We start from the raw sequence: 19,777 nt of genomic DNA on the forward strand, positions 1-19,777 counted from the left end.
TGAATTTAGTCAGCGGTCAAGCTAACGATGTCCGTCTGCTTCACCTCCGCCAGTGGTTTGTGAATCTTGTATTGCCGGGGCTTTCCCGGCGTTTCCATGATTGCAATGACCGTTTCAATAGGCGGACAGCCTTCTTCGGTGCATTGCAACTGAGTAATCATCACGGAGATGTCTTCTGATAGGTCAAAGGCTTGGGAGACCCACGATTTGATCTGGACGAGTTGCTGTGGGTCACTCTCTTTTTGTGAATTGAAAAAATTCAGCACTGTTGTATGGTCTCCTTTAAACCGTCTGTTATCAAGCTCGTATCAATGCAGCAGCGCTGTACGACAGGAGCCTGCCCGGCGAACGCTTGCCACTGTAAAGTCTTGTAACTCACGGTTCGCTTATTTTTACTGAAACCCGAACGAGGGAGATCGAAACCGATCAAAACGGTGACTATCAAAGGCTGAAGGCAGCTGATGATATTCCTCTATTATCTGAGCTTGATGTTTATCAATCGCTTCTAGGCTGTGAAATCAAGTATTCGACGAGTTCATGCCACTTTGCAGCCATCTCGTGTGCAGGAATACGTTTCTTCTTCCATGCGTCAGTACACCGTTGGCGATAGTCAAGTCCGTATTCAGAAATAATCCACCGCTCGTAGTCGCCTATCCATGCGAGACCTTGAGTGAGCAAGTTGAAAACGCGACACCACGCTTCCACATCACATGGCTGCGTAAGCTCAGGGAGTTGCTTCAATTTCCATATAGGCAACGAAAAATCGACCGCTGCTGTCTGTTTGGGCGCGAATTTGTAACGCTGCAAGAAAAGCCCTTCTCGGTACCCATCGCCATAGAAAAACCCGAATCCCCATAAAATAACTCGGCTTCTGCCAGCACCACGCCACTCATAAGCGGTACTTCCGTGCTTACCTTCCGGCGGTCGATGTTTGGTAAACCCGTAGGCGAGTAAAGCATTTCCGTCTGCCCGGCGAATGTCCTGTCCCCAACACCACAACTGTTGGTCCAACAGCGTCGTCCCGGTCTTCCTGACCTTCCTCAATGCACCTAACCAACGCGCAGATTCGTCGTCAGTTCTGCCAGACATGACTATTCCCTCCTAAGAAGCCGCTTTTACTTCTTCCCAAGTTCATGAAGCAATTCAAAAGTTGTGTCAACACTTGTCCGCGCGTCGTTTTCTACAAGTTCACTGACTTTTTCTCTGTGTTACACTCCTGCGAATATACAGATTCATCACTACCCACTGACATTCAAGGGTAGTGATGAATTTTCTCGGCACTTATTTCAAAATAATCATCCGCTTCATCTGATGGAAAGACGGCGTGGACAATCGGTAGAAATAAACACCACTTGAAACCCGCTCACCCACATCATTTCGACCATCCCAATAGGCAGCACGTGTCCTGCCTTGATAGAAACCCGCTGGTTTGAAGCCAATCGAAAGCGTTCGCACCAGTCGCCCTGTCGTATCGTAAATTGATAGCGTCACAGGGGCTGACTCCGAAAGGCGATAAGGTATCCACGTTTCGGGATTGAACGGGTTGGGATAATTCTGCAACAGTAGGCTCTGCTGGGGTATGCCAATCCCGTCAAGTGTAATAGGGAGAACAGCGTTTGCCAGCGTGTCTGGCATCACGACGAAATTCAGCTTCTCCGAAGCAATCTCTCCGGTTGCATCCGCAACGGTGACTTCCAGAGTGTCGCCAACCCAGACGACGCTCTGGCGGGAGAGATCGGCGGTCGCTGCGGCAAAGTAGCCGTCTTGCACACGACTCATCATAATAGCGTTCGTCCGCAGGTTTCTTACAGTGACCAGATAGCCATCAAGGTTCTGCACACCTTCTAATTGCCCACTGACAACGAAAGCCCAAGTGCTATTTGGCGTGTCAATTGACCTGGCAATCGGTGCCGCAGGAACTTGCGGTTGATTCGTCCACGGTGCCCCGACAAAGGCAGCCTGTCGTGCCTGCGGCACGTTGACGATGTATCCCTTTGCCCCTTCAATTGGGAACCCGTTGCCCGGTGCATCCGGTGTCCAGCCAACGAACTCTTGGTTGACATCATCAAGCTTAATTACTGTCGTTGCGCCAACCATCTCCGCCAGCGACCGAGCGTTCATCGGCGTGCGAGGCTTCAGCGGCGCGGAGATCATGTTCAATCCTTGGGAGAGAGAAGCATAGTAGACATCGCTGAAATCGTCTCCGTCGGCGACAGGTTCATGGCTGTGGTCGGTGTCCCCTGCTGGCGCAGGTCCCAGCGGTGCAACCCAACCCAAGGCTGTCATATTCACTGGGTGTCCTTCGACAGAAAATGTCCTGCTGACGGATACAGTGTCAAGGTCAACCTCAAGAACCTCACCGGCATTGGGATTGCTGACATAGGCGAACCCACTACCGAGAGTCAGCGCGGGGAGAAGACCTTCCGCATCACTGAAATCTGCAACCACTTGTGTCGATCCGAGCAACGTCCAATCGATCGGGTTGAACACCTGCAACAGACCGTCAACGGTCAGCACTGCTAACTTATCTCCATGTTCCTTCTCAAAACCGAAGCCACGATAGGCTGCTGGCAGTTCCTGAATGTCGTTCGGGTCAAGCTCGGTCGAATCGGGGTGGATACGGACGAGGGCTCTGTAGCCCGGCTCCGGGCGGCTACCGTAATTGCCGATGGCAAACGGCTGGGCGTGATGAGACCTGACGATGCTCGTTCGCAGACCGTCAGGATAAGCGATCTTGTGTGCGGAGAACAGACCGGTCACTGGGTCGTGGGTCATCACAAAAACGCCACCATCCCCCGTGCCATCCTCACGTTTCTCATTACAGCCAGCTATGAAATGTTCGCCGACTATCGTTTCGCCGTGCATACCGAGGCAGGATGCTTGGAAATCTTCCTTGTCGTTGAACGTTTGAACAATATTTCCGTATTCATCAACTACCGCAAAGCCGCTCGGAAGTGAGCCGAACTCACGGTCAGGATCGGGGAGCGAGAAAATTATCTTGCCGCCGTGCACCGGTGCTCCGACACCGTGCTGCGCCGCAGAGGTCAATATGAGCGTGTCCGGGTTGGGTAAGAACAAATCTTCCTCGCGCACAGTGACGTTTTTTGAATCCACACCCTCACCAAAATTGCCATCAAAGTGGATGTTAACACGCCCTTCGTGGGAAACAAAGTGAATTGGTCTTTGCGAGTTTGCGAGTTCGCCGGTAAGGTTGAACGGCAGCAAGCTCGGTCTGCCTTTCTCCTTATCGAAATGATCGCCGTGCGCTTCCAGGTACAGACCGGAGTCGATGAAATTAACGCTGTTGTCACCAGTTTGAACAACGCCTGCGATGCGACCGCTTTCGGTCGTGTAAACACGCGCGGCCCCTTCCACCATGAAGGTTTCTATCACTTCTCCATTGTCAAGTTCAATAAGTTGGAGTAAACCGGTTTCGCCATCTGCAACAAGTAACCGACCCAGCGGCTGACTAGGCGGATCATCATCATACTCTTGTGCCATGGCTGGCATTGAGATGATTGAAGAAAATATCAAAAACATAAACAGAGCCAGTTTGGCTCTCATGCAAGTAAGCATAGATGTAAATTCCTTTTCAATTTAGATTGTTTTAAGATTTAGGTTGAATTTAGCCAGTGGTCCAGCTAACGATGCCCGTCTGCTTCACCTCCACCAGCCGTTTGTGAATCTTGTATTGCCGGGCTTTCCCGGTGTTTCCATATCATACACAAACAATTCAGAAAACTGTATCACAAGAAACCACGCTTGTTGCAGCAGTCTGCGATACAACGCCAAAATCCCTCAATACCCTATGTAAGACGCAACTCATATTAACGGATTTGACTTACACTCCATGCTTGAGCAAGAACCGTGCCAATCGGTGAAATCGTGATATCCATCCCTGTCATAACTTTGTTTGTCAAGGCGGTACGCAGATCCATACCGTACGCGATGTGATCGGGTTGCTTAAAGTTGTTTTTTCTTGAATGTTCCAATATGAAGCACGTTTGCGAGCAGTACGGGGTACGAAGCCTTTGATAAAGCGGGTTACAGCGTGTTGTATTTCAAAATGAAACAGTGTTTCATTTTGAAAAAACATTTTTACGGTAGTAGGTTATATTTGTCCAATTTCCGATAAAGTGTGGTTCTACCGATGCCCAACTGCTGTGCGGCATCGGACATATTACCGCCTGTCACTTTGAGAGCGTGGACGATGGCTCTCCGTTCAACTTCGCCAAGCGGCAGAATAACAGTGGTATCCATCGGGTCATTTGTAATGGCTTGTGAACTCTCTTGTGTTAGGGATAAAGGGAGGCTTTGGGGTTGCAGCAGGTCTGTCGTCTCATATAAAACTGCACTTGCAATAATATTTTCCAGTTCGCGCACGTTGCCTGGGAAGTCGTGCTGCCTCAGCATTTGTAAGGCATCAGTAGAAATGGCGCGAATGGATTTCTCGGCGGCTGCGGCATATTTTGTTAGGAAGTGATCAGCCAAGATAGGGATATCTTCGCGCCGTTTTCTGAGTGGCGGAACCGTGATGTGGAATGCCGAGATTCGATAGTACAAATCCTTACGAAAATATCCATTTCTGATAGCATCTTCTAAATCCTGATTCGTAGCAGCCAGGATCCGGAGGTCAATGGAGATGGTGCTTGTGCCACCGAGCCTTTGACATTCTCGTTCTTGTAGGACACGCAGCAACTTCGCTTGCAAAGTGAGTGGCATATCCCAAATTTCATCGAGAAAAAGTGTACCGGTGTTCGCTTGTTCAAACTTTCCGATGCGTTGATGGGTTGCTCCGGTGAAAGCCCCACGTTCATGGCCAAATAATTCACTTTCAATCAAGTCGGTTGGTATTGCAGCACAATTGATGGCAACGAAAGGGCCTACTTTTCGCGAGCTGTTATCATGTATTGATTTTGCGATCAATTCTTTACCAGTCCCGGTTTCACCTTGAATTAGGACAGTAATATCCCCTGCTGCCGCTGTTTGAATCTGTGTGAACACCTGTTGCATTTTTTTATTTTTGCCGATGATTTCGCCAAAGGAATAGTCTGTTTCAAGTTTGGTCTGTAATGCCATGATACCCCCTTTCATAAAAATTAACAAGTGAATAGCACCGAGATGTTCAGCGATGTCGTCAATAACAATCCTTTCTGGTTTTTGCAGAAGTATTTTTAATGTTTGAGGTCAGGCATCAGAGCCACTTGGTCGGAGCCGAGGGCTTCACAACGAAACTCAATGCTGCCGTGAATGATGCATTTCTCCCGTTACGTTTTATCTTGAGTCCGGGGCCTCGTCATGACGTGACAGAAGCCCCGGCACTGATTACTGGGTATAAGTGTGAATATGTTATTGCGGATGCGGGTTATAACTCCGATTTCCCAATCAAAGCATGTACAATCGTATCAATATTATGTCGGATCATCCCGATGTAGGTACCTTCAGGTGTTCCCTCGTTTCCCATAGCGTCTGTGAAGAGTACACCACCAATCTTCACATCAAATCCTTTTGCCTTCACAGCGGCTTGCACCGCTTCAAGACTCCGTGAAGAGATGGATGATTCTACAAAAATAGCAGAGATACGCCGCTCTGCAATAAACGTCGCCAATTCCCGTACATCAGCGATACCGGCTTCTGTCGCGGTGCTAATACCTTGTAATCCACGTACCTCAAACCCGTACGCCTTTCCGAAGTAGTTAAAACAGTCGTGCGCAGTCACAAGCACGCGTTGCTGAGATGGTACGCGTTCCACTTGCGACTTTACATACTCGTCAAGTTCCATGAGTTTCGTGAGATAGCGTTCGGCATTGCTTTGGTACAGGACAGTATTATCAGCATCGAATTCACTCAGGGCATCGCGAACCTTTCTGGCCGCTTGCATCCAAAGCTTCACGTCAAACCATAAGTGCGGATCGTAGAGTCCCTCGTATTCTGAGGGTGTTAGCAGTAGACTCCGATCTACGGCATCTGTTACGGCGACCGTCAGCGTGTCCCCCGACATCTTCGCAAGGATGTCCACCATTTTTGCTTCAAGGTGCAGCCCGTTATAGAAGATGATGTGTGCTAAACCGAGCCTTTGAACATCTTTAGGCGTCAGGTTGTAAAAGTGTGGGTCTACGCCAGGTTCCACTATCCCAGTCACCGCAACGCGCGTACCGCCAACATTTTTAACAATATCAGTAATCATACCGATCGTGGTAACAACGCGAAGTTTATCGCCTGTGGCAACATCCAGCTGTCCCTTCGGATCACAGCCAGCCCATACCAGTATGCCTATTAAACACACTGCAATGTATATTCTCTGCATAATTTTAGGCATTTTCTGCCTCACATGTTAAACAGGTCTTACAGAGGTACCGATTCACGAGATGCGCCGATGCGAGTAAAACGCCGCCGATACTGTAAAAGACCACTTCAAAAGTGCCTTCAACGGCTGTCTGAGCGGTAGCGATGAATGCTAACGCCGCTATCAGTACCAAAAACGCTCGCCAGTTTCGGTGGCGTCGAACCCCCCACGCTAAACTCCCAACTGCCAATCCAATTGCCGCAAGGATAAGGACCAATTCAACACGCTCATTCGCAAGGAAACTCAACCCAATTAAAGGCAAAACTGTCCCTAAAAGCGGCATTGCCAAGCAATGAATCGCGCATGCGACAGGGAGACACGCCGCGCATGCGACAGAGAGACACGCGCCCGTCGTATCTGCTAATTCGCGGTTAAAATATCTTTTCAATTTCATCTCCTTAGAAAATCGAGGACGTAGCAGTATGATAGAAATCATCGCCCACGTCCTACAATTTTAAAAATTAAGCTTATACAAGAGTTTCACATTCCGTCCCGGTTCCGGCATTGCTGCTTTGATGCGGGACAGATGTTCACGATACGTTGTATCAAAGAGGTTTTCAACCTCGAAAACGACCATGTTCTCAAGCTGCCACCACGAAAAATTGAGATAGCTGCCGATATCATAGACGAGATAGCCGTCTGTGGGTTCCTCAAATTCACCGAGTCGGGTCTGGCTGCCTGAAAAACGGGATGCGACATACAAATGCAACGGGGCAGGCGTGTAGCTGATGGCAAATTTACCGTTGAGGGGTGGGACACGCTCTAATGGTCGCCCATTGGTTTGAATCGTTCCGTTGACGTAACTCATATTGAGCTGAAGATGAATCTGTGAGAGGATCTCACCACCTATCTGGATTTCAGCCCCATCCATTACAACATCGTGTCCCATGTATTGATAAATCCACAACCATCCTGCTGCGCCGCTGCCCCACTCTTTTTCACCGCTGTTCGTCGGAACGAGATAGTTCTGTATCTGATTCCTGAAAAGCGCAAAGTTGAGTCTGAATCTGTCGTTTACGTATTTGGCGAAGAGTTCCGTGCCGTATCCGTTTTCGGATCCCAGTTCCGCATTGCCAATTTCATAAGAAAAGACAGCGAGATGCGGACCATCGCTGAAAAGTTCCTCGATCCCCGGTGCGCGGAACGTTTTCATCAGGGTAGCCCCGGTACTCAGTCTATCTGTCCAATGGTAAATTCCAGAGGCAGCCCCGGAGAAACCGTTGAAATCGCGGCGTTGGACAGCTCCGGCTCGGACAACTGCCCCAGGTCTAAACGGTTCCGAACGCCTCAGGTCGTAGCGGATAGCCCCCTGTAAGGTGAATTTGTCAAAGTTACGCTGGTTTAGATAAAATCCCGCCAACGCGAACTCACGGGTGTGCGGGGTCCAGTAAAATCCGTCTGTGGCATGGTCTCGGTATTCCCACCAAACACCTGCAATCGCGTTGTCGAACAGATGCGCCATCGCTGAGACGTTGTAGGTTAACAAACCGAATTCGACACCAAGTCTCCCGTTGGACTCCCATTCTTGATGCTGATAACGCGTATAGGCTGTCTGGAGTCTTACCTTTTCAAGTATTGCTGTATTGAATCGGTACTCCATTTGTCCTTCATAACGTTGCTTGTCGAGCTCGATGTTGACCCCGCTAATATGTCCCTCTGGTGAGCCAGGAACGCCGTAATCTGAGCGATAACTGCTGCCAGAGGCACCGATGAACCCCCACGGCTTAATCAACGAAGCACCGCCTGAAAAATTAACATTTGAAAGGGCGGTATTTTCGAGTACACCTACCGGGGTTTGTATATCAGATGCAAGGCGCCGATTCCATTCTACATTGCCCGCAAAATCACCAATTGGGAACGTAAAACCTGTTGTTCCAGTCAAACCTGAGTTTACAGATTCACCTTGGAACGTTAGGTGCATGTTAAGGCGTTTTGGCAAGACTTGAGGGATATTGTTGCTTTTGACGTTAATAACACCACCCAACGTGCTTGATCCGTAGATAAGCGATGCGGGGCCCCGCGTAATTTCAACGCCCTCGGCAGTCGTCGGATCAATGGATACGGCATGGTCGGCACTGGATGCCGATTTATCGCCGGTGCGTTCACCGTTTTCAAGGATGAGCAACCTGTCACCGCCCAATCCCCGAATAACAGGACGGGCGATCGCCCGTCCCATCATCCGTTGTGAAACGCCCAGCTCATCCGCCAACGTGTTCGCCAAGGTCATCCCTAACCGTCTTTGGAGTTCCGCTTCGCCCAATGCTAAGTCGGTTGTTTCTTCAAACTGTGAAAGAGAGCGATTTGAACCGTATACCCTAATTGTTTCCAATTGAAAGGGCAGTGCCTCCAACGCAACCTGCAGATACGGGGTGGAGGCATTGACATCAACCCTCTGTTCAAACTGCCGATAGCCGACTTTCATGAACAGAAACGTCTGCTCTCCCTCCGGTACGCCGTCAAACTTAAATTTGCCGTTCGCGTCGGTCTGTACGCTTTTCTCAAGCCCGACAATACGAACGGTAACCCCAGTGAGTCGGGCGCGGCTCCGTGTTTCGACAACTTCTCCCTTTAGAGATGGCGTTGTGTCCGAGGCACTTTGGACATCTCTGAGATAGCAAAATAGACATACTATTATCCCAGATACCAACACGAATAGGTAGGGACGCTTTCTAAGCATCCCTACCGTGGGAGATCTGTGCGGACAAGCACAAGTGCTTAAACAAGTGCTTAACATGGGTTCCCCTTATTGAACAGTTACCGGTATGGGAAGTGCTCCGGTGAAATCTGGGTGGTCCCCGTGAAGGAGTTGAAGTTTGATGCTCGTTTTGCCTGCCTTCAATCCCTCGAGTCCAAACGGTAACGCGTCACCATGTTCTTCACCTTCATGGTCATGGTCGTCATGATCATCGTCATGATCATCGTCATGATCATCGTCATGCTCTTCACCTTCATGGTCATGGTCGTCATGGTCCAGATGAATCTGAATAATAGAGGCATCGTAACCCGTCAGACCCAAACTGAAGGATTCCAATCCGTCATGGTCATGGTCATGGTCATGGTCATCTTCACCCGGCGGGGCCGCTACTTCATCGAGATGGAGTTCCGCTTCATTCGCGTCAAGAAAATGTACATGTATCTCAATTTCTTCACCAACAGAAACGGTGAGACCGCCTTCATGGTGGCCTTGATGTTGATGATAGACCACGTTTCCATCGATTTCGAGGTTAAAGCCGTCGGCATCGGCGTGAAGGGGTGCATCCGCTTCGTGGTCGTGGTCATGGTCATCATCAACAATAGGGTTGTCATCTTCACCGCAACCGCCCATAAACGGGAGCACGGCTATGAAACTTATTAACATTAATCGTGAAATGACGACAGAAAAGTCGCCTTTATGAAAGTAGGTAAACATTGTATTCTCCAAATTTTTAAGTTTTTAAACTTCTGTAATCTAATGGTGCACAATATGTGCCTATCGCTTCTAAAATGAAATTACACTTAACAGCGAACATGCCACGCGAAAGATATGGAACACGTGCAGACATGCCGCGAGTGCTTCGTGCTTTGTTAGAATAATAGAGGTGCCTATAGACCTCCTGAAAAAGCACCATTCATTGATACACAATCAGGTGGTGTCTACCATAGAAACACTACTATATGTGGCAAAGCAGAATGTTGCAAAGCAGAGATGTACTAAAGCGCGGGACGCGTATAGGTACCCCCGCGATCTCTGGACAATAAAAAATACAAGCAAGCAAAAACAAAGCCTGCCTTTAAGATGCAAAATTTGCGAGTTCAGTGGAGAATAGAGGTGGGGCACGACTACGCGTGTTCGCGGGGAGCTCTAACGGAAGAAAAACGGTTTCATAAAGTGTGAATGTAGCAGCGAAAAGAAATGGAAAAATGAGTGTAAAGATTGTAACTTCAACACTGACATGCTGACTGTTAAAGAAACAAGCCGCACAGCCATCCTCACAATGGCCATGCGTATCGTGATCATGTGTTAGTGCAGTGACACTCAGCAGCATGACGTAGCAACATAAGCCTATCAGAATGTAGGTTTTCAGATGATGCCCTAATATTAGTGTGTTGCGGAAGGTCTTGCCATTTCTCATAAACGAAACCTGATAATGAAGTTTATAAAGACCAAAACGAGAATTTAATTTTAATATTGCTTAATAGTATATCACATCAGGATTATTTTTGTCAAGTTTTTTATAGTAAAAACTATAAAAAAGATTTTTAGTTAAACGATCAAAAACCTTAAAACTAAATAGCCCTAAAAAGACGAAAAGATAGACTTGCACTTATCAGTCTGATGCTTTATTATATTGGCAAAAGATCATACGAAGGAGAAAATTATATGCTCAGTGTTGAAGCTGCCCGTCAACAGATGCTCAATACGATTCCGGTTTTGCCGTCAGAAAGACGAGACATTCTGAACTGTACGGGTTATGTGCTGGCAGAAGGACTCAGTGCTGCTGAAAACATTCCGCCTTTTGATAATTCGGCGATGGATGGGTATGCGGTGCGAGCAGCGGATGTCCAGAATGCATCCGAAAAAAATCCCGTGCTTCTTTCAGTTGTAGAAATGATCGCTGCAGGGCATGCCCCTACAAAACAGGTCGCCACAGGGCAAGCGGCGCGTATCATGACGGGTGCTATGATGCCTGAGGGTGCCGACGCTGTTGTCATGCAGGAAGTAACCCAACAAGAAGGTAACAAAGTCAAAATTTTTGAAGGCGTTGATGCGTCTGAAAACGTCCGTTTTACAGGCGAGAGCGTTAAGGCAGACGACTTGGTGATGGGAAAAGGGAAACACCTGCGTCCGCCCGAAGTTTCGATGCTCGCCTCTCTGAATCGCCCAGAGGTTACCGTCTATCGCAAACCCACCGTTGCGATTGTTTCGACGGGTGATGAACTCCTGTTACTCGGTGAACCCCTTGAACCGGGAAAGATTCGAGAAAGCAACCGTTACGGTCTCTACGCACAAGTAGAGGAAGCGGGAGGCATACCGATTGATATGGGTATTGCCCCTGACAATGAAGCAGAAATAGAGCACATTTTTCGTGCCGCACTCGCCAAGGCGGATGCCCTCATCACAAGTGGCGGTGTTTCGGTAGGGGAGCACGACTTTGTGAAAAGCGTCCTGGAAAGATTAGGTGAAGTTAACTTCTGGCGCGTCGCTATGAAACCGGGAAAACCGCAGGCTTACGGCATCGCTGATGGGAAACCTATCTTCGGACTTCCCGGCAATCCGGTCTCTTCGCTCGTTGTGTTTGAACTCTTTGTGCGTCCGGCACTTCTGAAAATGGCGGGTCATACAGATTTACTGCGTCCGACTTTCAAAGCGGTTCTCTCAGAAAGCATCACCAACAAAGATGGACGCGTTAACTACATGCGGGCAATTCTTAAAGAATCTGATGGACAATACATTGCTGAAACAACGGGACCCCAAGGGTCTGGTATCCTGCATTCACTTGTCTTGGCAAATGGTTTGATTACGATTCCAGCCGGGGTAACGTTAGGTGCCGGTGAGACAGTGGATGCCCAATTTCTATTCTAAATTGAGTGTTGAGGAACTCTCCATGATTGTAGACACACATGTTCATGTTTGGGAAATCGATCCGCCTAAATATCCTGTTGGTCCGACGGCTCCGACTTGGAATTCGTATCCAGATGAACCCGGGACTGCTGATGAACTCCTATCAGAGATGGATGTACACAGTGTGGATTGGACGGTCCTTGTTCAGACGAGTTGGTCTACCTGGGACAACGGATACATCGCTGATTCTGTGGCGCGTTTTCCAGATCGATTCATCGGACACGGCTTAATCGACCCACAAGATCCAAAAAACGCAGACCAGGTCCGGTATTGGATAAAAGAACGGGGTTTGGTAGGTTTCCGTTTCCATCCGATGTATTATCCGGATGAAAAGATACTGCTGACTGAACAGAACAGACCGATGTGGGAAGAGATCGCCGCGCTGGACGCGGCTATCCAATTCCATCTACGCGCTGAGTTTGCGGATCAGGTCGCGGTTATCGCCCAACAGTATCCGCATCTCACACTCATCCTTGATCACATGGGATATCCACAGGTGGATGCTGATGAAGCCGCTTTCCAACCGATTGTGGACCTCGCCCAATACGATAATATTTATTTTAAATTATCGGATGTCGCTGGACGCTCTCACGAGGATTTTCCTTATACAGATGTCCATCCGTTTATTGAGAAATTGCTTTCGGCTTTCGGTGCGTCACGGACGGTCTGGGGAACAGGGTACCCGGGACACCATAGACAAAAGCACAACTGGCCGTCTTTAGCGCAGGAACTTCGCCTCATCAGAAAAGGGATCCCGTTTTTAACATCAGATGACAAGGATCGGATTCTGGGCGGCACAGCTGCACAGATTTGGAACCTGACAACATGACAACAATTCATAAGTGTTGGGGAGAGATGGCTTACTCTGATTCAGATAACGCGGGTCAGCCACTACTTTTCTTACACGGCACTGGGTGCGATTTATCGGATTGGGCAGCGGTGATTAAAGGATTACCTCCGCACTTACGTTGCATTGCTCTCAATTTCCGTGGACATGGACAGAGTGCTGTACCTACGCAACCTTTCACATTAGCCGATCTCGCTGACGATGTTGGACATTTGATAGACTATTTGGAACTTCAAAGATTAGTGATTGTTGGGCACAGTCTCGGTGGGATGGTAGCGATGGAAGTTGCCAAACACTCACCATGTGTTGCTGGATTGGTTTTGTTGGAAGGCTGGACAAGTCTCTCTTCTGCGGGTAGTACTTTCGACGCTGGACGCTTTTACGGTTCACTGCCCCAAACCGCGATCGCGCAAATTCAGTGGAAATCTGAAGAGACGCGAAGTCGTTTTAAGTCTGAGGTTTGGGATAGTTTTTGGGAATCGGTAAAAGAATTCGATGGCTATGCCTACCTTGGGCAGGCACGGATCCCCATCTATGAAGTCTTTGGGAGTATGGGACGGAATGATGCGACTGCACAGCAGCTGCGTATTCCGCCCAACTCGAACATTCAATGGGTTTGGATTCCAAATACTGGGCATTACCTACCGCATGAATGCCCAGATGAAATCAGTAAAGTCATAGGAACGTTCCCTATGCCGTAGCTTTTAAGCCTGAGGAATTTCGACCGGCAAATCCAGCCGGTCACCCCACTCTTTCCATGAACCTATGTAGTTGCTGACTTTCGGGTATCCTAAAAGCCGCAATGCTAAATAGGCTTGGGAAGAGCGGTATCCGCCCTGTCAGTAGCACATTACCTGTTTGTCGGGTGTAATACCAACCGCTTCATACATTTGCTGGAGTTCATCGGCAGGTTTGAAAGCCCCGGCTTCGTCAAGATTATCGAGCCATTCAATGTGAATAGAGCCGGGGATGGCACCTGCACGCTCTGCACGGGCAACCCTACCGTAATGTTCATCATCTGTGCGCGTATCTAAACGGATAAAGTCGTCTCGACTGAGTAGCACACGGATGACATCGGCATCCATGTGTATGTCGTGTTGGGGATTTATCGGGAAAGGTGGCACCTCTGGCGGTTCAACCCCTGTTGTACTCACAGGTCCATCCGCTGTGAGCCATGCTTTAAACCCGCCATCTAACAAACGGGTTTCCGGATGTCCTAAATACTCACAAAACCAAAATCCCCGTGAGGCACGCGTGCCAGAGATGTCCTCATACCAGACAATCGGTTTACTCGGATCAAGTCCGCGTTGCTGAAACAGATACGCTATCATCCACATAAAGGTATCAAAAGTCTCTTTGCTGGTATCAATAAGGCTTAAACCGAATAGATCCAAATGAAGTGCGCCGGGAATATGTCCACGCATATATTCATAAGTCGGTCGTGTATCAACGATGCAGTAGGTGTCATCGTCGAGGGTGCCTTTCAATTCGTCAGCAGAGATAACCAATTGTGGATTTACATAGCCTTTGTAATCATCCATTTTAACTCCTTCTGTAATTATGGTGGATCTTAAGAATTATTTCGACACTTGGTATCGGCGAGGTTAGGAAACCTCGCCTACCGCGGTTATAGGTTTTACTAACTATAGGATGCCGTCGGCGTGCGTCGGTTTCGCTACGCCTCTTTCGGCACTTGTCTATTAACAAGTTTTATTGTTTTCCATCTTCCGGTCCGATACCAGAGCCACATCACCATGCCTTGAACGACATTTGAGAGGGCAATCCCCAACCAAACGCCGTTGAGTCCAATGAAATGCGACAGTAGAATCACCAGCCCTAAACCGACACCTACCTGTGAAGCGAGGGTAATGACCATCGGAGAGAGTGTATCCCCAGCACCGTTGAGTGCTCTACCTAAAATAAGCGAAAAAGCGATAAATCCAAACGTTGGGGATAGAAACTGCAGGTAAACAGCACCTATTTCGACGACCACAGGGTCGTTAGGCGCGAAAATCCGAATGAACATCTGCGGGAAAACGAGGAAAACTGCCCCAATGACTGCCATGAGCGCAGCCCCTAAAAGGTTCGCAATCCGTGTCGATCTTTCGGCGCGTTCCATCTGATTCGCGCCTAAATTCTGTCCGACCAATGGGGAAACGGAGTTTGCGATACCGAAACCGGGATTCATGACCAAAATCCGAAGCCGCATGCAAATTGTATATGCAGCGACGATATCCTTACCGTAGGGCCCAATTACCCATAAGAAACCGAGTCTCGATAAATGTCGCCAGAACCCTTGCATAGAACTGTAAACACCGAGTCGTAAGATGTCAAGCATTTGAGCGAAGTCTATCCGAAACTGAACTCGCCGTAGTGAAACCGGGGCGCGGTCCGTCCAACACAGATAGAGTAGCACAACCGCCCCCACACCCCGTCCGATGAGGGTTGCGTACGCTGATCCAGCAACCCCGAGCTTCGGGAAACCCCATAAGCCGAAAATCAGCAACGGATCAAGTACAATGTTAATCAGTGTTGAAAACACCAACACGACCATTGGCGTGAAAGAATCACCACCAGAGCGAAAAATAGAACCGAGTGCCATCGACACAAACATCGTACTGATACCCAAGAGTGTGATACGCATGTAAGTCGTGCCGAGGCGTAACACCTCTGGATCCACCATTCGGACAGCAAGCAGACCATACTCGGCTAACGGATAACCGATCAGCGTAACACCAACAGAGAAGAAAACGGCTAACAGAATTGCCTGCATCGCGATATGCTCTGCTTGTGCGAGATCGCGAGCACCGAGATACTGCGCCACCATAATCCCAGCACCTGTGGAGATACCGAGTGTAAAAACCCCGATTAATCGGAGTAAATTCCCACTCACACCGACAGCTGCGATTGCCCCTGGACCCAACCTTCCGACGAAAATCATATCAACGATGTTGAAGGCATCTTGGAGAATGTAGCTGAATATTATCGGTACAGAGAGCCGTAGAAGGTGTCTAAAAATACTTCCACGGGTCAAATCGCCCCGTGCTTTTCTCATATTTTTTGTATTTGGGTTCCTACTTAGAGCTGCTTAGCTGCTCCACTGAATTGCAATATCTGACAAGAATGTTCTGGTATCAGACTTACGGATTCTGTACAAGCCAAGTCCATATTATCAGAATTCCGTTCAGCCGTCAAGACGAAAATCTGGGTTTCCGGCGTATTGTGTATCTCTGAACCAGAAAAACGCTTAAGGACGCTTTATTAGAAAACGTTTTTCTTTGACAGTATAATTAAAAACTTGTTATACTATTTTTAAACTTTTCAAGGAGTCAGAAACATGAAAAATATAACATTGACTTACAAGTTTTCCCTTTACGGGATCATGTGTCTTTTCATAGCAGTCTCTATGCTATTCACGCTATCCGTCTCCGCGAATCTTACAGATGGGTTGATCCTACATCATACGTATGATGAGGGACAAGGCACACTCGCTGCGGACGCGAGTGGCAACGGTCACGATGGTGAAATTACGAATCCTGATTGGGATTCTGGAAAATTCGGTGGTGCCCTTCGCTTTGGCGGTGAAGGCAGCGATGCGTATGTTACGGTCGAGAGCACAGATGCATTGAACGTGAACGAATGTTCGTTCATGGCGTGGATTAACGCCGATCATTGGGACGGCACACGCCAGATTGTCGGTAAATCCGTTCACGGTGGTTGCGCGGGTCGAACACAATACGGTCTATTCAGCGAGGGTGGTGTCTTTAAACTTCGCTTTGAGACAGATGGCGGCAGAGCCGACATCACAACCGATCTCCCCGCGACAGAAGAGTGGGTTAACGTCGCTTTTACCAACGACGGTGAAACCGCAATGATTTATATTAACGCTGAAGCAGTTGTGGACGGCGAAGTGCCGGGTGCGTTGAATGCTAACGACGATCCGTGGCGCATCGGACAGGATTGTGAACGTCTCAACTATGTCTTCGCGGGCTTGATAGACGAGGTTCGTCTCTGGAACCGTGCTTTGAGTGCCGACGAAATTGGCGGTGCACAAGGTTTGCTGACCCCTGTCGATCCGCTTGCGAAATTAACGACGACTTGGGGTAACATCAAAACCAATCGCTAAAATAAATAATCTGGGCGCGCTTGCCACGCGCGCCCCCTTTCCTGTATCTCGCCTGCTCTACACCTACCAGAAAAAATGAACATCTCATATTGGAGAAGGAAATGTTTTGGGAACAGGTAAAAAGACATTACAACGCGGGTTCGGCACACGAATTTCTGCTCCATTTTAATGTACAGGACCTCCTGTACGACGATGTTTACGGTTACTTGCCTGCCCTCGACTACCTCATGGAACAGCTCAATGCATTAGGCTGTGACCTCGTTGTCGGCTATAATACATCACAAGGCGTTATTTGGCCGAATATCGGGCGGCGGCGAAATATGCAGAAGATGCTAAAACTAATTCCCACAGCGCAAGACGAGGAACCAGAGACTGAGCGTCCGAGAATCAATGCCAATTTGGCAATCGATAAACCACATGAAGATCCGTTTATAAACACCGATCCGGAGCCGTCAGAGGAGTTACAACGGCAACTGAACAACCTTTTACAACAGGGTAGAGCGAAAGTTGGGTTGGTTATCAATTCTCTGGAACATCTGGCACCTAACGACCCGTCCTTGAGCAGCGGTGGTCATTATGATTTGCAACGTTTCTTCAGTCGAATTCAAAATTGGGCTTCCGACTTAGAGATACGAAGACGTAGACACATTATTCTGCTCCTGACCCAAAACACTTATGATGTCCATCCGAGTCTCACCGTCAACCCAGAGATTCCAGTCATAGAAATTCCGTTCCCAGATTACGATCAACGACGGCACTTTATTGACCATCTGCGTGCAATTTCAGATGATGACTCACAGATGCGTGAAACGCTCGGCGATGACAGCGATCGAGAGGTTTTGGCACACGAGACGATAGGTCTCAATCTCTTCGGCGTTCACGACGTTATTCGACAGGCAGAATCCGCAGCACAGAAAGCCGGTGGTGAACCGCTTGTGAGATACCGGCGTGAGAGCATCAGAACTTTCAGTCATGGTGTTCTCGAGCTTGGCGATCCACAGAGAAACTCTTCTGCAGATGGTTGGTATGTGATGTGGACAATCCGGGATATTGCGGAGGGAATGAAAAACCGAGACCTTCGGCGCGTGCCGCGGGGTGTCCTTTTCCTCGGTCCACCGGGAACCAGCAAGATTTACGCGGCGCAACTGCTCGCTGGCGAAGCAAACATGACGTTTGTCCAACTCCGCTACGCCAGTCAAGTAGGCGAAGTGACAATCAACATCAACGAAAACGGGAACTCTTATGAGCGAAATCTGAACGCTGCTATCAGTTTCATCCGCGGCATTTCACCCGCTGTTGTCTTCATTGACGAAATTGAGCAGGCACCGCCACATACGAGTATGCATCCAGAGGAACGACAACCGTTTCCACAAAGCCTCGTGAATGCTATCAGTGACGCGTCGTTGCACGGTAGAGTGATATGGGTTGGCGCATCGCACCGTCCGGACCTGATGCCGCAGATATTTCGTCAGTACGGCGTTTTTGACACTAAATTCGTTATGCTACCCCCCATCGCTGAAGGCAGAGTGGAAATTTTAAGGATATTTTGCCAAGATCAAACTGAAGACGGAATTAACTTCCGCGGACTCGTTGGCGGTCCAGATACAGATGGATTGACTTGGCGAGATCTCTTTCTGATTGTCCAACGCGCAAATAACATGGCGAAACATCATCAACGCGAGCACCTAACAGAAGCCGATCTCCGTCAAGCCTTAGAAGATTTCATACCGGCATATTCACCAGAGATGCAGCTGTTCATGGGGTTATTGGCATTGCGAGAAGCGAATTCTCGGAGGATGATTCCTGAAGCCCTACTGCCGGTTTACCAAGAATTTGTGGAGGGAAATCGGATTGATAAAACAGGCATTAATAGACGTTTGATGGAACTGAGCGATCAGTTGGGTCTGAACGTTTGATTTATAGCGTCCTAAATACACGCTATTTTCTCTTGACAGATATTTTTGCTGTTTGTTATAATACCCTATCTTTACCTATAAGGAGGAAATTCAGCAATGAAATTGGCTATTTGTTTATCTGTCGCGCTACTTTTGGTAGTAACGCCGTTCGCCATGTCTATTGGTCCAGCAGAATTTCTGGATGGTTTGGTGCTCTACCATCCTTATGACGAAGGGAATGGGGACAAAGCGGAAGACCTTAGTGGAAACGATCATGAGGGTGTAATTGACAATCCCGAATGGGTTGACGGAAAATTCGGAAAGGCGTTGGAATTTGGCGGTGAAGGTAGCGACGTTTTTGTCACCGTTGAAAGCACACCGAAACTCAACGTAGATGAAATGACGTTTATGGCGTGGGTTAACGCAGAGCATTGGAACGGTACGCGCCAAATCGTTGGCAAATCCGTCCACGGTGGTTGCGGCGGTAGAGTTCAGTATGGATTGTTCAGTGAAGGTGGGGTCTTTAAACTCCGTTTTGAAACCGAAGGGGGCCGCGCTGATATTTCAACAGGTCTACCGGACACTGAGAAATTTATCCATGTTGCCTTCACCAACGATACGAAGAAAGGCATAATCTACATCGATGGCAAAGAAGAAGTTGATGGCGATGTTCCGGGGAAACTCAACGCTAACGATGATCCATGGCGCATCGGACAAGATTGCGAACGCCTTAACTATGTTTTCGCTGGGATTATCGACGAAGTCCGTCTCTGGAATCGTGCCTTGAGCGAAGATGAAATCAATACGTTTATGGAGCAAGGTGTGGATGCGCTCGCTGTTGAGGCAGGCGGGAAGCTTTCGACAACCTGGGGGTCCCTTAAAGAAAGTCGTTAAGGCGGACTTAAGACCGAAATTTGTAAGCTAATTTGTTTTGATGGCGAGGTTTTGCAGCGTACACGCT

General features: G+C 48.5%; 18 protein-coding genes. 6 read left to right on the top strand and 12 right to left on the bottom strand.

Translation table 11 applies throughout. The annotated features are described in order from the left end of the window. Nucleotides 1-5: 5 nt before the first annotated feature. The 10 genes from OXN25_19650 to OXN25_19695 all read right to left on the bottom strand — a co-directional run bounded on the left by OXN25_19650 (nt 6) and on the right by OXN25_19695 (nt 10,458). Nucleotides 6-263, bottom strand: a complete 258-nt coding sequence (locus tag OXN25_19650; GenBank protein MDE0427074.1) for a hypothetical protein — start codon at nt 261-263, stop codon at nt 6-8. Between the two features lie 232 nt (nt 264-495). After that, nucleotides 496-1,089: a hypothetical protein gene (locus OXN25_19655; protein MDE0427075.1), complete on the bottom strand. Its 594-nt coding sequence runs from the start codon at nt 1,087-1,089 to the stop codon at nt 496-498. Between the two features lie 192 nt (nt 1,090-1,281). Further along, complete coding sequence (locus OXN25_19660) at nt 1,282-3,576, bottom strand: T9SS type A sorting domain-containing protein (protein MDE0427076.1); 2,295 nt, start codon at nt 3,574-3,576, stop codon at nt 1,282-1,284. Nucleotides 3,577-3,827: 251 nt separating this feature from the next. After that, nucleotides 3,828-3,992, bottom strand: coding sequence for a hypothetical protein (locus OXN25_19665; protein ID MDE0427077.1), 165 nt, complete (start codon nt 3,990-3,992; stop codon nt 3,828-3,830). Nucleotides 3,993-4,098: 106 nt separating this feature from the next. Further along, on the bottom strand, nt 4,099-5,079 hold the full coding sequence (locus OXN25_19670; GenBank protein MDE0427078.1) for a sigma-54 dependent transcriptional regulator: 981 nt from the start codon (nt 5,077-5,079) through the stop codon (nt 4,099-4,101). A 286-nt stretch (nt 5,080-5,365) separates the two neighbouring features. Further along, nucleotides 5,366-6,307, bottom strand: coding sequence for a zinc ABC transporter substrate-binding protein (locus tag OXN25_19675; GenBank protein MDE0427079.1), 942 nt, complete (start codon nt 6,305-6,307; stop codon nt 5,366-5,368). A gap of 4 nt (nt 6,308-6,311) precedes the next feature. Next, complete coding sequence (locus tag OXN25_19680) at nt 6,312-6,734, bottom strand: MerC domain-containing protein (protein MDE0427080.1); 423 nt, start codon at nt 6,732-6,734, stop codon at nt 6,312-6,314. A 66-nt stretch (nt 6,735-6,800) separates the two neighbouring features. Continuing rightward, nucleotides 6,801-9,023 carry a TonB-dependent receptor gene (locus OXN25_19685; protein MDE0427081.1) on the bottom strand — a complete coding sequence of 741 codons (2,223 nt, stop codon included), beginning with the start codon at nt 9,021-9,023 and terminating at the stop codon, nt 6,801-6,803. Between the two features lie 66 nt (nt 9,024-9,089). After that, entirely contained in the window at nt 9,090-9,755 is a 666-nt protein-coding gene (locus OXN25_19690; GenBank protein MDE0427082.1) for a hypothetical protein, read from the bottom strand. Between the two features lie 361 nt (nt 9,756-10,116). Continuing rightward, entirely contained in the window at nt 10,117-10,458 is a 342-nt protein-coding gene (locus OXN25_19695) for a hypothetical protein (protein ID MDE0427083.1), read from the bottom strand. 248 nt (nt 10,459-10,706) lie between these two features. Here OXN25_19695 and OXN25_19700 point away from each other — a divergent pair, with 248 nt between their 5' ends. Genes OXN25_19700 through OXN25_19710 form a run of 3 tightly spaced genes read left to right on the top strand, consistent with a single transcriptional unit; the run spans nt 10,707 to nt 13,496 of the window. Next, nucleotides 10,707-11,909 carry a molybdopterin molybdotransferase MoeA gene (locus tag OXN25_19700; protein MDE0427084.1) on the top strand — a complete coding sequence of 401 codons (1,203 nt, stop codon included), beginning with the start codon at nt 10,707-10,709 and terminating at the stop codon, nt 11,907-11,909. Next, nucleotides 11,890-12,777 carry an amidohydrolase family protein gene (locus OXN25_19705; GenBank protein MDE0427085.1) on the top strand — a complete coding sequence of 296 codons (888 nt, stop codon included), beginning with the start codon at nt 11,890-11,892 and terminating at the stop codon, nt 12,775-12,777. Before OXN25_19700 ends, OXN25_19705 begins: the two co-directional genes overlap by 20 nt. After that, on the top strand, nt 12,774-13,496 hold the full coding sequence (locus tag OXN25_19710; protein MDE0427086.1) for an alpha/beta hydrolase: 723 nt from the start codon (nt 12,774-12,776) through the stop codon (nt 13,494-13,496). Before OXN25_19705 ends, OXN25_19710 begins: the two co-directional genes overlap by 4 nt. Nucleotides 13,497-13,634: 138 nt before the next feature. On the opposite strand, the gene OXN25_19715 is transcribed toward OXN25_19710, so the two are convergent. Continuing rightward, nucleotides 13,635-14,336, bottom strand: coding sequence for a rhodanese-like domain-containing protein (locus OXN25_19715; GenBank protein MDE0427087.1), 702 nt, complete (start codon nt 14,334-14,336; stop codon nt 13,635-13,637). A gap of 134 nt (nt 14,337-14,470) precedes the next feature. Continuing rightward, the gene (locus OXN25_19720; protein MDE0427088.1) at nt 14,471-15,850 is read right to left on the bottom strand and encodes an MATE family efflux transporter; all 1,380 of its coding nucleotides are present in this window, start codon (nt 15,848-15,850) and stop codon (nt 14,471-14,473) included. 282 nt (nt 15,851-16,132) lie between these two features. Here OXN25_19720 and OXN25_19725 point away from each other — a divergent pair, with 282 nt between their 5' ends. From OXN25_19725 to OXN25_19735, 3 genes are all read left to right on the top strand, one after another. Beyond that, nucleotides 16,133-16,921, top strand: a complete 789-nt coding sequence (locus tag OXN25_19725) for a LamG domain-containing protein (protein MDE0427089.1) — start codon at nt 16,133-16,135, stop codon at nt 16,919-16,921. A gap of 101 nt (nt 16,922-17,022) precedes the next feature. Beyond that, entirely contained in the window at nt 17,023-18,837 is a 1,815-nt protein-coding gene (locus tag OXN25_19730; protein MDE0427090.1) for an ATP-binding protein, read from the top strand. 96 nt (nt 18,838-18,933) lie between these two features. After that, complete coding sequence (locus tag OXN25_19735; GenBank protein ID MDE0427091.1) at nt 18,934-19,710, top strand: LamG domain-containing protein; 777 nt, start codon at nt 18,934-18,936, stop codon at nt 19,708-19,710. Nucleotides 19,711-19,777 lie beyond the last annotated feature (67 nt).

The sequence above is a fragment of the Candidatus Poribacteria bacterium genome (assembly GCA_028820845.1).
Lineage (GTDB): Bacteria > Poribacteria > WGA-4E > WGA-4E > WGA-3G > WGA-3G.

Bases quoted from the DNA above. Each gene is read 5' to 3' on its own strand.
- OXN25_19655 (MDE0427075.1), bottom strand. From the start codon at position 1,089: ATGTCTGGCAGAACTGACGACGAATCTGCGCGTTGGTTAGGTGCATTG.
- OXN25_19660 (MDE0427076.1), bottom strand. From the start codon at position 3,576: ATGCTTACTTGCATGAGAGCCAAACTGGCTCTGTTTATGTTTTTGATA.
- OXN25_19670 (MDE0427078.1), bottom strand. From the start codon at position 5,079: ATGGCATTACAGACCAAACTTGAAACAGACTATTCCTTTGGCGAAATC.
- OXN25_19675 (MDE0427079.1), bottom strand. From the start codon at position 6,307: ATGCAGAGAATATACATTGCAGTGTGTTTAATAGGCATACTGGTATGG.
- OXN25_19685 (MDE0427081.1), bottom strand. From the start codon at position 9,023: ATGCTTAGAAAGCGTCCCTACCTATTCGTGTTGGTATCTGGGATAATA.
- OXN25_19690 (MDE0427082.1), bottom strand. From the start codon at position 9,755: ATGTTTACCTACTTTCATAAAGGCGACTTTTCTGTCGTCATTTCACGA.
- OXN25_19695 (MDE0427083.1), bottom strand. From the start codon at position 10,458: ATGAGAAATGGCAAGACCTTCCGCAACACACTAATATTAGGGCATCAT.
- OXN25_19700 (MDE0427084.1), top strand. From the start codon at position 10,707: ATGCTCAGTGTTGAAGCTGCCCGTCAACAGATGCTCAATACGATTCCG.
- OXN25_19705 (MDE0427085.1), top strand. From the start codon at position 11,890: ATGCCCAATTTCTATTCTAAATTGAGTGTTGAGGAACTCTCCATGATT.
- OXN25_19710 (MDE0427086.1), top strand. From the start codon at position 12,774: ATGACAACAATTCATAAGTGTTGGGGAGAGATGGCTTACTCTGATTCA.
- OXN25_19715 (MDE0427087.1), bottom strand. From the start codon at position 14,336: ATGGATGATTACAAAGGCTATGTAAATCCACAATTGGTTATCTCTGCT.
- OXN25_19720 (MDE0427088.1), bottom strand. From the start codon at position 15,850: ATGAGAAAAGCACGGGGCGATTTGACCCGTGGAAGTATTTTTAGACAC.
- OXN25_19725 (MDE0427089.1), top strand. From the start codon at position 16,133: ATGAAAAATATAACATTGACTTACAAGTTTTCCCTTTACGGGATCATG.
- OXN25_19730 (MDE0427090.1), top strand. From the start codon at position 17,023: ATGTTTTGGGAACAGGTAAAAAGACATTACAACGCGGGTTCGGCACAC.
- OXN25_19735 (MDE0427091.1), top strand. From the start codon at position 18,934: ATGAAATTGGCTATTTGTTTATCTGTCGCGCTACTTTTGGTAGTAACG.